The organism is Parachryseolinea silvisoli, from assembly GCF_021190955.1.
Taxonomy (GTDB): Bacteria; Bacteroidota; Bacteroidia; order Cytophagales; family Cyclobacteriaceae; genus Ohtaekwangia; species Ohtaekwangia silvisoli.
In genome coordinates this window covers 1,550,465-1,565,609 of sequence record NZ_JAIOAO010000001.1, presented here as the reverse complement: position 1 = coordinate 1,565,609, position 15,145 = coordinate 1,550,465, and the positions used below count along the sequence as shown (strand labels likewise).

15 protein-coding genes are annotated in these 15,145 nt (G+C 47.5%); 10 read left to right on the top strand and 5 right to left on the bottom strand.

Translation table 11 applies throughout. The annotated features are described in order from the left end of the window. Positions 1 to 271 precede the first annotated feature (271 nt). Complete coding sequence (locus K7P01_RS06530; RefSeq protein ID WP_267291076.1) at positions 272 to 1,129, top strand: hypothetical protein; 858 nt, start codon at positions 272 to 274, stop codon at positions 1,127 to 1,129. Positions 1,130 to 1,811: 682 nt separating this feature from the next. Then, entirely contained in the window at positions 1,812 to 2,222 is a 411-nt protein-coding gene (locus tag K7P01_RS06525) for a DUF6943 family protein (protein WP_267291074.1), read from the top strand. Positions 2,223 to 2,253: 31 nt separating this feature from the next. Here K7P01_RS06525 and K7P01_RS06520 read toward each other — a convergent pair whose 3' ends face one another. From K7P01_RS06520 to K7P01_RS06505, 4 genes are read right to left on the bottom strand one after another with little or no spacing between them, the layout of a single operon-like run. Continuing rightward, positions 2,254 to 2,448, bottom strand: coding sequence for a hypothetical protein (locus K7P01_RS06520; RefSeq protein ID WP_267291072.1), 195 nt, complete (start codon positions 2,446 to 2,448; stop codon positions 2,254 to 2,256). After that, positions 2,423 to 2,665: a hypothetical protein gene (locus K7P01_RS06515; protein WP_267291070.1), complete on the bottom strand. Its 243-nt coding sequence runs from the start codon at positions 2,663 to 2,665 to the stop codon at positions 2,423 to 2,425. The genes K7P01_RS06520 and K7P01_RS06515 overlap by 26 nt, the downstream gene beginning before the upstream one ends. Further along, complete coding sequence (locus K7P01_RS06510; RefSeq protein WP_267291069.1) at positions 2,662 to 3,066, bottom strand: DUF5675 family protein; 405 nt, start codon at positions 3,064 to 3,066, stop codon at positions 2,662 to 2,664. The genes K7P01_RS06515 and K7P01_RS06510 overlap by 4 nt, the downstream gene beginning before the upstream one ends. Then, positions 3,066 to 3,830: a hypothetical protein gene (locus tag K7P01_RS06505; protein WP_267291068.1), complete on the bottom strand. Its 765-nt coding sequence runs from the start codon at positions 3,828 to 3,830 to the stop codon at positions 3,066 to 3,068. Before K7P01_RS06505 ends, K7P01_RS06510 begins: the two co-directional genes overlap by 1 nt. Positions 3,831 to 4,956: 1,126 nt before the next feature. On the opposite strand from K7P01_RS06505, the gene K7P01_RS06500 reads away from it, so the two are divergent. From K7P01_RS06500 to K7P01_RS06465, 8 genes are all read left to right on the top strand, one after another. Continuing rightward, positions 4,957 to 5,802, top strand: coding sequence for a helix-turn-helix domain-containing protein (locus K7P01_RS06500; RefSeq protein ID WP_267291067.1), 846 nt, complete (start codon positions 4,957 to 4,959; stop codon positions 5,800 to 5,802). 202 nt (positions 5,803 to 6,004) lie between these two features. Further along, the gene (locus tag K7P01_RS06495) at positions 6,005 to 6,367 is read left to right on the top strand and encodes a VOC family protein (RefSeq protein ID WP_267291066.1); all 363 of its coding nucleotides are present in this window, start codon (positions 6,005 to 6,007) and stop codon (positions 6,365 to 6,367) included. A 150-nt stretch (positions 6,368 to 6,517) separates the two neighbouring features. Continuing rightward, positions 6,518 to 6,940: a DoxX family protein gene (locus tag K7P01_RS06490; protein WP_267291065.1), complete on the top strand. Its 423-nt coding sequence runs from the start codon at positions 6,518 to 6,520 to the stop codon at positions 6,938 to 6,940. Between the two features lie 237 nt (positions 6,941 to 7,177). Next, positions 7,178 to 8,527: a TolC family protein gene (locus K7P01_RS06485; protein ID WP_267291064.1), complete on the top strand. Its 1,350-nt coding sequence runs from the start codon at positions 7,178 to 7,180 to the stop codon at positions 8,525 to 8,527. A 10-nt stretch (positions 8,528 to 8,537) separates the two neighbouring features. Further along, positions 8,538 to 11,663, top strand: a complete 3,126-nt coding sequence (locus K7P01_RS06480; protein ID WP_267291063.1) for an efflux RND transporter permease subunit — start codon at positions 8,538 to 8,540, stop codon at positions 11,661 to 11,663. A gap of 8 nt (positions 11,664 to 11,671) precedes the next feature. Further along, positions 11,672 to 12,751 carry an efflux RND transporter periplasmic adaptor subunit gene (locus tag K7P01_RS06475; protein ID WP_267291062.1) on the top strand — a complete coding sequence of 360 codons (1,080 nt, stop codon included), beginning with the start codon at positions 11,672 to 11,674 and terminating at the stop codon, positions 12,749 to 12,751. Positions 12,752 to 12,802: 51 nt separating this feature from the next. After that, the gene (locus tag K7P01_RS06470) at positions 12,803 to 13,633 is read left to right on the top strand and encodes a helix-turn-helix transcriptional regulator (RefSeq protein ID WP_267291061.1); all 831 of its coding nucleotides are present in this window, start codon (positions 12,803 to 12,805) and stop codon (positions 13,631 to 13,633) included. Between the two features lie 64 nt (positions 13,634 to 13,697). Beyond that, a complete protein-coding gene (locus tag K7P01_RS06465; RefSeq protein WP_267291060.1) occupies positions 13,698 to 14,141 on the top strand; it encodes a DUF6223 family protein in 444 nt (147 codons plus the stop codon). A 155-nt stretch (positions 14,142 to 14,296) separates the two neighbouring features. On the opposite strand, the gene K7P01_RS06460 is transcribed toward K7P01_RS06465, so the two are convergent. Beyond that, the gene (locus tag K7P01_RS06460) at positions 14,297 to 14,959 is read right to left on the bottom strand and encodes a YoaK family protein (RefSeq protein ID WP_267291059.1); all 663 of its coding nucleotides are present in this window, start codon (positions 14,957 to 14,959) and stop codon (positions 14,297 to 14,299) included. Between the last annotated feature and the right edge of the window lie 186 nt (positions 14,960 to 15,145).

Genomic DNA, 15,145 nt, shown 5'->3' with positions numbered 1-15,145 from the left:
TTTGCGGGGGGATAGCGGAGGCGGGCCAATACCTGTTGTTGGTGCGCGCCTTGAACCTCGCCGGCTCCCCCCGCGCCCCCCACACGCCGGCTCGGGCGCGCGAGAGACCAACCGCGGCGTACCTAAAGTCCCGACGCCGCTAAGTAACCATGTCATTCATAAAGAATGGCAGGTGGAGTTTTACTTGGTGCAGGCAAGGGTTGGTTTAGCAACGAGATGTTCACCTGTCTTATGCAAACTGCTATATTGCATACGCACGAATATTCCAAGCATGATTTCTATCCGCGACGCCGTTTCTGACTTTTTTACCCGCTACCCTTACGCAGTCGAAATGGGGCGATTTACAACTGCCACCGAGCTGGATTCGATCTCCAGTTCCGTGCGTAAAGTTATACCCCGCTGGTATCAAGAATTATTGCGGGAGTTTCCGCTGGTAGATATGGAAGTGGGTATACCCTACCACTTTGGGCAGGAGCAATTACAAGCGAAGAAGTCTCAAGCCAGGCCGCTGTTCCCGCTCCGAATTCTGTCGGTCGGTGAACTGGCACAGCATGCGCTAGAGACGCATCCTGGTATGTTGCTGTTAAAGCGGCATATACCCTTTCAGTCAAAGTATATACCATTTGCCAATGATGATTTCTCCACGGGAGAAACAATTTTTATCGATGCTGGTCATCCCAATCCAGCACCCATGCTGATTATGCACGACATGGGTCATAGTGCCAGGCAGTTATTGAAACAAGCCGAAGTTCTTACGCCGTCATTCTCCGACTTCTTCTTGCATGGTCGCCTGACTAACTCGCTCATTCGGCTGAACGATGGCAACCGCGCTGAAGCCGTCGCGCGTATCAGGGAGTTATTTACATTTACGGATGCCGGTATTGCGGCTACCCCGGTCAGCAAATTCGACAAAGAGATGCTGACGGATCGTATCATACAGCGCGACAATGCATGGACTGCAGGCGAATACCTCAAATCTTTAAGTCTTCTGGAAAACGCATTGTACGATTCTAATTTTCCCATCACTACCCAACACCTGGAAAGACTACGTGAGATTTATGGGGTCTGCGGCCTCCATCTGCCCGAGCTTTCTTTCCTTGAAGACCGCCTGCCATCCGAACAAGCCTGAAAGAACTTTTCTAAACCAATGAGTTAGAATTACATTAAACACAGACCAAAGTTACGGGCATGCGGATCAGAAAGCTACAAGGGTCCGCTGGCGCCCGCTCAAAAGAAAATCTCCACCTTCCGCCCGACCCACATACTCGCCCTTCCTCCAGGTAGTATTTTCTTTTGGCGGCCCTTGCACCTTTCTGCCCGGTCCCGTGGTCTGGGCCTATGTTTAAATACTTCTTTCGTGTACCGATTGGCTCCCGGTGGTTGCTGGTCGGCGTTGCCCCTCGTCGTTGGGCTTCATTCAGTTTTCACTTTGGGCCTTCGCGTCGTTACCGCAAGGAGGTGTTCATCCTCCGCGTGTTTCGTCTCGAGTTTTGCCTTTCAGAGCTCCCTTTCTAAAGGGGGCTCTGCCCTTCTATTTACCTGATCCCACGGAAAGAAATCAAAGAGCCGCCAAAGGTGTGCCTGCGGGAGGGCGGAAGTCAAGGTCAGGCCCTCCGGGTTTTGATAAAAAATAGTTTTCGGAGCCCGGCTGCTTCGAACGACAACCATCCTGTTTCAAAAACTATTTTTTATCAAAAACCTTGACTTCCGCCCTCCCGCAGGCAGTGAATCGGCTTCTCTTTTCTTTTTTTCCTTTTTCTTTTCTCTGGAATTATGTGCGGGCCCGCGGCAAAATTTAAATGCCGCAATCCGTGAAAATTAAAACACACCGAATGACGAGGGAATATTCTGGAGAGTATTTCTTCATCCTGTCCAAAGGAAACAATGCTGGTAAACCACTTGTGAAACCCTGTCCTAATTGCTTCGTACTCTTGGCGAGCGATGCAGTTGAAAAGGAACAATGTTACTGGCTTTGTTACGGCCTTTGGGAGGGAGGTTTCTTCCGCCAATTTTTAACTGGCTCCGTAATTTCGTTTATCCATGTCGATGATCTTCGACAGGTGATTACAGCAGCCGCTGAGAAAGTAGCCGGTGAGGCTGAAAGCCTCAATAAGATTGTGAATATGTTGACGCTACTCACAAAGCACCACGACGCGCTACACGAGCAGTTGAATTTGATTAAGCGAGCCAAGCGCAGTTTGATGTATAAGATTCTGAAATAAAAAAAGCCTCCCGTTTGGGAGGCCTTTTCATTTAACGCGAGCGGGTCTTTTTTCTGATCCACTCCAACGCTAGCGACACCATGAAACTTACGATAGCTCCTATGGCCGAGAGCACGATCGTTTCAACGGCGTTCACCAGGTGAAGCGTGGACAGGATGGAGGAGAGGGTTCCACCGATCACGCCCGCCACGGCACTTTCGCTAAGGCCCGTCATCGTCGTGCTCACTCTCTTCGTCACATTCTTTGCTGACGGCCGTCTGGCTTACGGCGGTCACCACCGTTCCCGCCACTGCCAGGTAACCCGCAAGGGTGACAACAGCCGCCGGTAGCGCTACGGGTGCAGCCAGCAGCGCGCCGCTTGCTGCAGCCAGAGCCAGGCCAATGTTCCGCAGTACTTTGAAAAACTTCGGCGTCGGTGCCTGCATTCTTTGAATTACATTCATTGTTCTTTCGATTTAATCGTGATAAAAACTTTTTCTTTCCGGTCCAGGGCTGACGTTACCAGCGCTTTCAACTTCTCGTTTGCCGCCCGCGATTGGATGCCACGTCCTGGGCCGGTGATGGTCGTCACCGGCGCGATGCAGCCGAGCAGGTCCCTTTGTGCGTCGTTTGCCGGGTGGATAAGTATTCCGCTCCGGCCAGGTACGTCTACTACCAGGAGATGCTGACCACGCTTTTGCGTATACCGTTTTCGCAATTCGTACCGGCCTTCCGGTATACATGAAATGCTCCGCCGGTTTTCCCGCCAGGGTAGCTCAATAGAGGGGCAGACCAGCTGCCCCTCATGTTGAATATGGCCGTTCGTTCCTTCCGGATGATATACCCGGTTCAGCTCAAGCTCCATTATACACCTCCGTCTACTGCCACCAGGGTCAGGGCGTTGTACGCACCGTTTTTCAGGGTGTACATCGCGCCGTTAACGTTCTGATAGAACTCCACGCCAAACGCCAGGAAGAGCGGTCGCCCGTCTGTTTCGCCAAACGACATTTCCAGCGAAAGTGCAGGCAGTGGCGCGATGCTACTCAATGACTGCTCCGCGCTTGTTGCGTTGTCTGTCGCGTAGTCTTCGCCCTGGAAGTCTATCGAGGCGCAAGCAGCGACCAGCCGCACGTGCGTAGCGCCCTGCGGTGCTGCGATCATGTTGGCCGGAATGAACGCCGGTATTTCTATCGTCGCTCCGCCGCCAGTACGGTCGATGTTTGCCGTATAAGGCGCAAAAAATGTCCGGTTCAGCTTCGCGTTCTCGTTAAACTCAAACCCACGCAACAGCTCTGCCTCCCCGTCGATCACATTGCGCTCACCGCGCAAGTTGGTCGCATCTGCCTTAATAACCTTCATCATCGAAGCCGTCAGGCGGCTCGCCATCCGGCTATCCGATGTGTTGATTGTAAGTGCTCGGAACGCGGTGCGAAGCAGCTTGCCGGCTGTGCCGGCCCTGCCGAACTCGGCGCCGTTTTCGCGTGTACGCTCAAAGGCCGCATCGGTCTTGATGCGCTCTCCGTCCACGCCACCTTTTGTCCGCGCCAGGAACCCGTCCTGGGCGGTCTTGTAGAAGCTCACGCCTCCCATTTGGCCTGTTAGTTTAATCAGGCCTTCTTGTCTTGCCATTCATTATTATTTCGTTGTCCGTCCTGTTTACATGCCCAGGTCGGTTTGGCCGTAGTTGCAACCACCGGAACAAAAGAATAATGAAAGGAGCGGTCCTCAAAAGAGCAGGTTCCGGATCAGGTCATGTTGTGCCAATTCTTCCTAAATCTTCCACGTGCTATATTTACCGACACAACGCCCAGGATGGCGTATACCAACAGTATAGATAAAGTATCATGGAACTCAAGCGCGCAGTTATATACTCAAAAGATATAGAGCTTATCACCGGCAAAAGCGGCCGATATGCCCGTAAGATCATGTCCAGAATGCGTAAGAAGCTAGGGAAGGAGAAACATCAATTAATATCGCTTGGCGAATTTTGCGCGTATATGGGCCTGCCAGAACATGAAATCCAGGAGTACCTATGTACTTATACGCGTTGATATTTTCTAGTCATGTTTGATACAATTTTCCAGAAAAATGCTATATAAATAGGGTTCAAATCGTATCAATTTCGTATATTTATACCGTCATATTTCGGGAAGGTAATAGGGTGAAAAAGCGTGTGCCCTATTTGTGCCCCAAGACCAGACGTTCTTATAAGTATTTGATATATAGCATAATATGGGTAGGGTTAACATCCTGTCGCCCCGACACTAGGGTTTCCAACCCCTTTCAAAAGCCACTGAATCACAAGATTTTGTGGCTTTTTTACTTCCAAAGCTTGTAATCAATTACAACGAATTTCAAGGGTGTCCGTGACCTATTCCGTGACCTCAGTTTGTGATCTAATTTAGGTCACGGAATTGGCTCGAAAGCCATTTCAAACCCTTGTATATATGCGTTCAAAACAAACGTTGTGGCATCTATTCTTATAGCTCACTACCACTCACGCTTCGTGATGCAACTCTACTTTTTCAAACAACCGTTGTTTAACTACGACAAGCATTGATCCGGCTAATTCCACGCCCTATATTCAGTGTCAAAAATTTAATAATTAAGAACGTTAAAAAAATGCGCACAAAAAAAGTATGGCTGGTAACAGGAACTCCAAAAGGACTGGGATTATTCTTAGTAAAAAAACGCCACCGCCGCCTAGGTTTATCAGCTTTGTTGCGTTGCCTTTTTCAACTAAATTGACACAAATGTGCTTCATCTGGAAAACAAGACTGACAACATAGCGATTAAGAACAAGCTTGAGCAGCAACTATTTAAAATTTCGCCTTTCAAAGAGGTCATTAAAAGAACAAAGCCGCACAAGCATGACGCTTACTTCGAGATCATATATCTTTCTGAAGGAGCTGGCTTTCACTGGATCGATACGCAGAAATTTCAGATCAATCCTCCGGTAGTTTATTTCTTGTCGGGTCAGCTTCACTACTGGGAGATGACGGCCATTCCAAAAGGCTTCGTGCTTCTTTTTAAAGAAGACTTCTTTGACTTTTTCAAACAGGGAGAACTTTTAAACCTCATCCGGAATTTTGCAGGAACCGTGACAATCAATCTATCGGATACGGCGAATCTTGACTTTATATTCTCTGAAATGGTGAAGGAATATAAAGAGCCTTCTATCAATTCAGCTGAACTCATACATGGCTATCTGCAGGTGGCCCTGGTTAAACTACTTAGGAATAAACAACTCCATGAATCGCCTATAGTCGTCGGAAATGATTCTGTTTACAGGAGGTTTCTACACGTGATCCAAAATACCCAGCCAGTATCCAATCTGAAAGTGAATGAAGTAGCCTCTGCGCTGAATATAAGTCCCCAGCACCTGAATGCTATCTTAAAAAAATCCAGCGGTAAGTCGGCCAGTGAATTAATTAACGAGCAGGTGCTTCTAGAGGCTAAGCGATATCTTCTCCATACCGATAAAACTGTGAGCGAAATTGCCTTTGTGCTGAGCTTTACGGACCCATCCCATTTTGTAAAGCATTTCAAGAAATCAACTGGCGAAACGCCGCAAGCCTTCCGAACCAGATATTTTCAATGATACCATACTCCGCGCAAATTATACCATAGTTGGCACAAGCCACACGCTACCTTTGTTGCATCGATCAACGCACAACCGTTGATGGGGCTGTTTTGGGTAAGCAATCGAGTTTATGAAAGACCACTCGGCATTGCTTTTATAGTATTGATTCTGGCGACTATTTCAGATGGATAATTAATAAAGGAAGAGCATGGGCATTAATGTGAGATACATAGTAACCAACGTAAAGGACGCTATTGCTTTCTATACGGAAAAGCTTGGGTTTAAAGTTGACATGCACCCTGCGCCCGGATTTGCAGCGCTTTCGAAAGACAATATAAAGCTGTTTCTTAACCAGCCAGGCGCTGGCGGAGCCGGACAGGCGATGAACGATGGCGCTATGCCCACACCAGGAGGATGGAATCGTTTTCAGCTTGAAACCGACAATTTGGAAAGCCTTGTTACGGAGCTCAAGGGGAAGGGCGCTTCCTTTCGAAGTGAAGTAATGGTCGGCCAGGGTGGTAAACAAGCACTCCTGCAAGACCCCTCAGGGAACCTGATTGAACTGTTTGAACCTAAAAAGTAGACAATTTGCTGAGACGATAAGGTTAAAGTGCAGGTATTCGCTGGTACATTCCATTTATACCATACTTCCAGCGAATTATACCATATTTAAAGACGTCAAGAGCATAGATTTGAAAGTCATCTACCACCAGGGTGATTTTCCAGATCATCCATGAATTTTAAGAAGATCGTATCGACCGATAACGCATCAAGCACCTTTTTAATACGGCTAATGGTGGGTGCAGTTTTCCTCAGCGAGGGAATTCAGAAGTTTTTATTTCCGGATAAGCTTGGTTCCGGTCGTTTTGAAAAAATCGGGCTTCCTGATCCAGAATTTCTTGGGCCATTCGTTGGGATGTTTGAGGTCTTTTGTGGCGCATTCATCCTGATAGGCCTGGCTACACGTCTGACGTCCATACCGCTGATCGTCATTATGCTCGTAGCAATAGCGACCACCAAGGGGAAAGTGCTCGCCAATGATGGCTTCTGGGAAATGATGCACGGCAGCCGTACCGACTGGGCGATGCTCCTCGGAAGCATTTTCCTTCTGATCAAGGGCGGAGGACGATGGTCTATTGACGGAACTTTATCGTAAGTCGATGGAACTCATTATCCTTTGTCTGACAGCACTGATAGCCTCATTGTTTACTTTTTTTTCCAGCTTTGGATTAGGGACGGTTCTGCCCCAGCATTTGCTATCTTTTTTTCGATTGAGATTTCCATCGCGCTTACCGGTGTGGTTCGCCCTCTCAATAACATTTGAAGCTGGCGCTGGTGGAAGTCGTTCCCCTTATGTTGATCATTTTACAATTTCACTTGGGCTTGTTTAAAAATGAAAAGAATCATAGTCACAACGATCGGTATTTTGCTATTATTCGTCGGTGCTTCTCAGGCACAGGCATTGAAAGATTTATTGGAGAAAGCGAAAAGCGACTATCCGCTACTCAAAGCAAAACGGTTTGAGTCCGCTGCCAGGGAAGATCAGGTGCGTTATGCAAAAAGTACGGCTATACCTTCGATTGACGCAGGATATCAGGTGAACTATGCTACGTACAACAACATTACGGGGATGGCGACGGCGCAACACTTTGTTCCCATCAGTGGACCTCCTTCAGTATCCAATAGCAGCGAGGCTGTTTTGGGATCAGCCGGCGGATTATTGTTGAATTGGGATCTGTTCACGTTTGGACACCGTAAATCGAAAGTAGGTTCAGCGAAAGCCTCGCTCGATTATCAGCGGGCCGATGAACAGAATGAAGTCTTCCAACACCAGATAAGGACGGCGAATGTATACCTCGACCTATTGGTCACTCATGAACTGGTAAGGGTGTATCGGCGAAATCTTTCGCGGTCGCAAAATAATGTAAGGATCGTTCGATCGCTTTCGGGAAGTGGTCTGCGTCCAGGCGTAGACACTGCCCTGTTTCAAGCCGAGTTAGCCAGGGCAAAAGTCGAACTTTTGAACTACGAAAGACTTTGGCAGGCACAACAACTTCAACTTTCTGAGCTATTAGGTGACAATGATGTGACACAATTCCCGGTGGACAGCAGCTACTTTTCACGACTTCCCGTATTGCCTGATTCCCTGGGGTCAATCTCGCATCCATTGGTCAATCTCTCCGCCGGTAAACTCAAAATTTCTGAGTATGAACGAACTTCTTTGCAACGCTCACTATACCCCAAGCTTTCGCTCTGGGGCACCGCTTACGGACGGGGCTCGGGCATTCGTTACGATGGTTACGTTAATTCCGAAGATGGTCTGTCGTTTAGCCGATACAACTATGGAGCTGGGCTTGTGCTGAGCATACCGTTGTTGCAATTCACGAGAACCCAATACCAGATTCGTTCGCAAAAGGCACAGATCCAAGCTGACCAGGAGCGACTGAATGCGACGACCCTACAGCTCAACAAACAAAAACAGCTTGCCGAAATAACGCTCGTCAATTCACTAAAGATCGCTCGCGAGACCCCTGCATTCTTTACGGCATCGAACTATGCCTACAAGGGTTTGCTCAGCCGCTATAATTCGGGTCTGCTAAACTACACGGAGTTAATCCAGGCGCAATACGCACTGGTGCAATCCGAGGCTGACCTAAAAAGAGCGTATGTGGAAACCTGGAAAGCGTTGTTGTATATGGCAGCCGTCAGCGGAGACCTTTACGTATTTATCAACCAATTATAATTTGTAAGACATGAATTTGCTGCAAGGAGCGTTGAGAAACCCCTTCACGGTTGTCGTGGCTGTGCTGGCGATTGTTTTCTTTTCAGGGCTCACGATCCGGAACATGAAGGTTGATATCTTCCCGACATTAGGTCTTCCCACGATATACGTTGCTCAACCTTATGGCGGTCTTTCTCCTGATCAGATGGAGGGATTGATCACATCGTATTATGAGTATCACTTCCTTTATGTAACCGGTGTAAAGTTCGTTGAATCCAGGTCGATACAAGGTGCTTCTCTCATCAAGATCCAGTTTCAGGAAGGGACTGATATGAGCCAGGCGCTAGCCGAGATCGTGGGATATGTAAACCGGTCGAGAGCCTTCATGCCCCCTGGAACAGTGCCTCCCTTCATTACGCGGTTTGATGCAGGCAGCGTGCCTGTCGGCCAACTCGTATTCACATCCGAAACCCATTCTCTGGGAGAAATATCAGATCTTGCGTTGTTCAAGGTGCGACCGATGTTTTCGACTCTTCCAGGGGTTTCGGCACCACCGCCCTTTGGAGGGAACCAAAAAACAGTGGTGATCAAAGTTGATCCGGAGCGGATAAAGAATTACAGGTTGTCACCCGACGAGGTAGTTCAGGCGATCGCAAGCGCCAACACGATCAGCCCGGCGGGTAATGTTAGGGTGGGCGATCAAACACTATTAACTCCTCAGAATACACTAGTTGAAAATATCAAGGAGCTGGAAAGCGTTCCGATCACGCTCGGCGCTGGCCCTGCGGTATATGTTCGGGACATTGCCAGTGTGCAGCTTGGCTCCGATGTAACAACAAGCTATGCACTGGTGAATGGCAAAAGATCGGTATATATCCCAGTGACCAAACGCGCTACGGCCTCGACCTGGGAAGTCGTCAATAATGTAAAAGCGGCGTTGCCGGATATGCAAGCTGCGATCCCGGAAGACATCAAGGTGACCTACGAATTTGATCAGTCGGGGTATGTTATCAACTCCCTGAAGAACTTGCTCTTCGAAGGCGGATTGGGTGCGATCTTAACGGGCTTGATGGTACTACTCTTCCTGGGCGACAGGAGAAGCGCATTGATCATTGTTCTGACCATCCCGCTGGCGCTGTTGAGCGGCCTTGTTCTGCTATTCCTTTTTAACCAGACCATCAATATTATGACGTTGGGTGGTCTCGCCCTGGCCGTGGGCATTCTTGTCGATGAAGGCACAGTGACCATTGAGAACATTCACCGTCACCAGGAAATGGGAAAGAAAAAATCCAGGGCGATCCTCGATGCCTGTAAGGAGATTGTCTGGCCCAAGCTATTGATATTATTATGCATCCTGGCGGTATTCGTTCCTTCCATCTTTATGAGCGGGGTGCCGCGTGCGATGTTTCTCCCACTTTCGCTGGCGGTTGGATCTGCCATGATTGCCTCCTTTATTCTGTCCAATACATTTGTCCCTGTTTTCGCGAACTGGATATTGAAAGAAAAGATCGATCACGGTGCTTCTCGAAGATTTGTTAGGTTCCGGGATCAGTATTTAAAAACGCTTGACCGGGTTCAACATCGATCGGCATTTTACCTCGTGATTTTCGGAATCGTAAGTATTGTTCTCATCGTGGTGATCTCTTCGTTCATTGGAAAAGAGATATTCCCCAAAGTTGATGCTGGACAGGCTGTTGTAAGAGTAAGGCTGCCGGTGGGTACAAGGCTTGAGCGTACCGAAGAAGTAACACAAAAAGTTCTTGCGCTTGCAGATAGTATTTCAGACAACGCGGTTGACATTACTTCCGCCTTTGTGGGAACACAGCCACCGAGTTTTCCCGTTAACCTGATCCACCTGTGGACCTCCGGTCCGCATGAAGCTGTTATCCGCATCAACCTGAAAAGAGGAACGTCGGTAGGCATCGAGACGTTTAAGGAACGCTTGCGAAAGGCCGTTAAAGACCAACTGCCGAAGGTCAGCATTTCGTTCGAGCCGGGTGACCTGGTGGAGCAGGTCATCAACCTGGGCTCTTCAAACCCGGTAGAGATCGCCATCACCGGCAGGGACCTGAAGCAGACGCGGCAGCTTTCGGAGAAGTTAGTATCAAAGCTCAAGGGCCTTGATTATCTGAGAGACGTTCAGATTGCCACACCGCTCGACTACCCAGGTGTTAAGATCGACATTGATCGCGTAAAGGCAGGCCAGCTTGGACTCTCCGTAGACGACATCGCCAAATCCCTGGTAACAGCAACTTCATCCAGCCGCTTCACACAACCTAACTACTGGCTGGATAAGACCACGGGAACCGCCTACCAGGTCCAGGTAGAGTATCCACAGTCCCGTATGAACTCAACCGATGAGATTGAAATGATTCCGGTTTCCGGAAAATCAGGAGTGTTTTTGCGAGACGTCGCTCAATGGAAACCACTGCTCAGTCCCGGCGAATACGACCGGCTTAACCAGCAACGGTTCATCACACTCACGGCGAATATATACCGGCAAGATCTTGGCACGGCGATCAACGATGTAGAGAAAGCCATTAAATCCCTGGGGGCGTTACCAAAGGGAGTTAAGATAATCGTGAAAGGACAAGCTGATCTTTTAAAGGCCACGATGTCCGAATTGCAAACTGGTCTGCTTATCGCTGTGGTTGTTATCTTTCTTTTGATCGCAACCAATTTTCAATCCTTTCGATTGTCGCTGATAACACTCTCAATCGTTCCTGCGGTGATTGCAGGTTCTTTTCTTCTGCTGATCCTTACAGGCAAAACGTTGAATATCCAATCCTATATGGGAACGATCATGGCCGTTGGCGTGGCGATAGCAAATGCCATTCTCTTTATTACCAATGCAGAGCAGCTACGGAAAGAGGGAAATCGGAACGCATACCGCGAAGGAGCGTTTAACCGTTTGCGTCCAATTATCATGACCAGCCTGTCCATGATCGCTGGTATGATTCCCATGTCATTGGGGTTGGGAGAAGGTGGAGACCAGGTAGCACCTTTGGGAATTGCTGTAATTGGCGGGCTTCTTTTCTCCCTGATCAGCACATTGCTTTTTCTTCCCCTGGTGTATAACCATTTTGAAGGCAAACGAATCTATACAAATGCTTCGCTTGACCCTGATGACGAGAACAGTAAACACTTTAATGAATAATTTCAACTATGAATAGATTCGCGTCATTTTTTCTCCTGGCCGCCATCGCGCTGTCGTGCTCGGAAAAAAAAGAAACCTCCCGTAAATCCGCAGGTGTGGAACAGGCAGATTCCATTAAGGTTTTCGCTTTGAAAAAAGATTCAGTTTCAAAAGTCCTGAAACTTCCCGCAGAGCTCCATCCATGGGAAAGAGCAGAAATCTATGCGAAGGTGGAAGGCTATGTAAAAGAGCTTAAAGTCGATATTGGCGATAAGGTCAAAAAAAATGATGTGCTGCTCATCCTGGACGCTCCCGAAGTAACGGCAAATTATGCAAAGGCGTCGGCAGACCTGCAAGCAGCGCGCGCTAAATACCACACTAGCCGCGATACGTACAAACGCTATGTGATTGCCTCAAAAGAGAAAGGTGCAATCTCTGATAACGAAATGGAGCGGACCCATAACCAAATGTTAACCGACAGCGCTAACTACATGGGCGCCCAATCCAGCGCCGGTGCCTACAACCAGTTAAAGAATTATCTGGTGATACGCTCCGCGTTTGACGGAATTGTAACACAAAGAAACGTTGATCCGGGTACACTCGTGGGGAAGGGCCAGAAACCACTTATCGTCGTGGAGAACCTTAGCAAGTTAAGATTGCGCGTATCGGTGCCGGAAGCCTATACCACAGCCATACTCGCAACAGAATCTGTGCAGTTTACGGTCGACGCGCAGCCGTCAAAAAAATATCATGGTAAGTTGTCGCGAAAGTCAAATCAAATTGATCAAAATACCCGTACAGAGCTTTGGGAGTTTGAAGTGCCCAATATCAACCTGGAACTGAAATCTGGTATGTATGGCAGTGTCAACTTCACGGTGCTTAGGAGTGAAGAATCTTTTGTTGCTCCTTATTCGGCGATAGTAACCAACCTTGAAAGAACTTTTGTGATACGGGTGACAAATAATCAGACGGAATGGGTAGATGTCCGTACTGGCATTAATATGAAGGACAATGTCGAGATTTTTGGTCATTTGAACGAAGGTGATCAACTTACGCTTAAGGCTAATGATGAGATAAAACCAAAAAAGAATGTTGTTTCTTTTCAATAGTGTAATTCGAAAACGTCAGATTTCTTTCGCAAGAATTAAGCTAAGGACGAAATGATAAATTATCGAACGCATAAACCACAGGGAGTTCTCGCTGAATATGTGAGGTTCTTCTGGAGTTTGGAAGCACAAGTCGAATTAATGAATGAACCTTTCGCTCACCGTGCGTTGCCCGACAACTGTATAGAACTAATTTTTTATTGCAAAGGGAGTTTGTCGATTAGCGCTTCAGGAGGGGAAGAGGGAAATACATTCGCATCAGGAGTTTTTGGACAGACTCAAAAATTCAGACAATTCAGGACCAGGAGTAACTTTACTCTTTTTGGTGTTTACCTGTATCCCTACATATTCAAAGCTCTTTTCAATCTACCAGCACATTATCTGTGCAATGAAAAGGTAGACAGTGAGACACTTTGGGGAATCGAGGGTAGGACCCTTGAGGAACAAATAATATCGGCTCATACGAATGAACAACGCATTCAACTCGTTTCAATCTTTCTACTTGAAAGGGTCAAAACGATTAGAAATCAAGATAGGGCATTTGTGCGACACATTAAATCTGTGGTTGACAACAACAGCCTTTTCTCCATTTCGTCATTTGCCCATGACTGCAATCTATCCCGAAGACAGTTTGAGCGGAAGTTTAAAGAATTTTCAGGCTTTAGCCCCAAGGATTTTTTCGATGTTATCCGCTTTAAGAAAGTTTTGTATGAAATAGAACAAAGGCATAAGTCACTCGCGCAGATTGCCATTGATACCGGTTATTACGATCAATCCCATCTTACGAACGAATTCAAGAAACTTTCAGGATACACTCCTAAAGAACTCTACATAAATTATCAAAACGAAATCGATACGCGGGCTACTGTCGATTTTAAGTTGTAGTATGTCGCAATTTTCCAAGACTACGTTTTTCATATTTTGCTTTTTGCCAGCAAAAACATATTGAATGAAAAATTCCATTTCTCAACTTATAGTGATCTGGGTAACTATTGCATTTTCTGTTTCAGCCTTGCAGAATGCCTTTGCACAAGCCGATCATGAAAATAGCGTCGAAGCTACAAGCGACAATAGTGACGTGAAACCCACCTATGTTACTGGCCTCACTTCCGCACGGGCCCAATCCCTTGTTGGCGGAGTAGTAGGGCTGATAAGCCTGGTTATTGGCTGGCGGGTCAAAAATCGACAATCTGTCCGAACAGGAAGTGGCCGGTCATGCGCCGTCATGGCGCTGGCGCTTGGGGCCATTGCAATTATTCTAAGTTTGGTGCATCTGGCGAGTATTACCGGAGGTTTCGGAACTGGCGGAGGCAAAGCCGGGGCGATCGTATCGTTGACCTTGGGACTTATCGGGACAGTCGTGAATAGCCTTGTTCTTCGAAGGAAAAGATAATACGCTTGCTGCATGATCCAGTCGATCCGTCAATTCGCGGGAATACACCGATACCAGGATTTACAACAATGGCACGTCCCGGCAGATGCCTCGGTATCGATGTTGTCAGTACGGAGCAGCCTCTCCTTTCGTGGGCAATGTGAATCAACCTTGGCTTATAGTTTGGATTTAATTTTCCGAATGGAATAATGAAACCCCAAACGAAGACTGTCATACGCCAGCGCTGTTAATAGGCCCGCTGCTGCCAGGAGGAGAGTATAGAGTCGTATTTTCGTATACAGAAATCCACCGATCACCCCGCCCAAAAAGAAGAATGCTATAATGGCAAATCGCAGGTAGATGCTTCTGTATAACTTTTGGGTGGAGGGTGTATTCCAGTAAAAGAACAGCTGAGATAGTTCGATGCCAAGGTCTGTAAACAGGCCTGTCAGGTGCGTGGTACGTACTGTCGCCTGTGAAACTTTCGTGACAAGGGCGTTCTGCAAGCCCATCGAAAACAGTAATAAACGGGCGAGCCATTCGGTGGGGATTGATGCATGCGCAAAGGCTGTGATAGTCAGGATCCCTGTCTCCAACAGCATCGGAATGGTGTGCGATATAGCCGGCTTCTTTTGCAAGAGTATTTCTACTAAAAATCCGCAACTAAACGCTCCTAAAAGGAAAGCGGCAATGTAGCTTACATACTCCAATGCAATCTGATACTCGCCTTGTACAAAGTATTCTGAAAAGAAGGCAAAATGTCCCGTGATGTTGGTTGTCAATGTGTGAATTGACAATACACCTGCGATATTCACAACACCGGCAACAAACGAAAGCATCGATGCCAATCTAAGGTTATGAATAAATGCCCTTGGTTTTCCCTGACGAAACATTTTAGAATAATATGGTTGCCAATTTAGCCATTCCTTGGGAAACAGCGGTTCCTTTTATAAAGGGGTTCAAAAACTACTCCATTCGCCCTTTTCGATTACGACCTCGGCTCTTTTGCCGTTCATTTCTCTGTG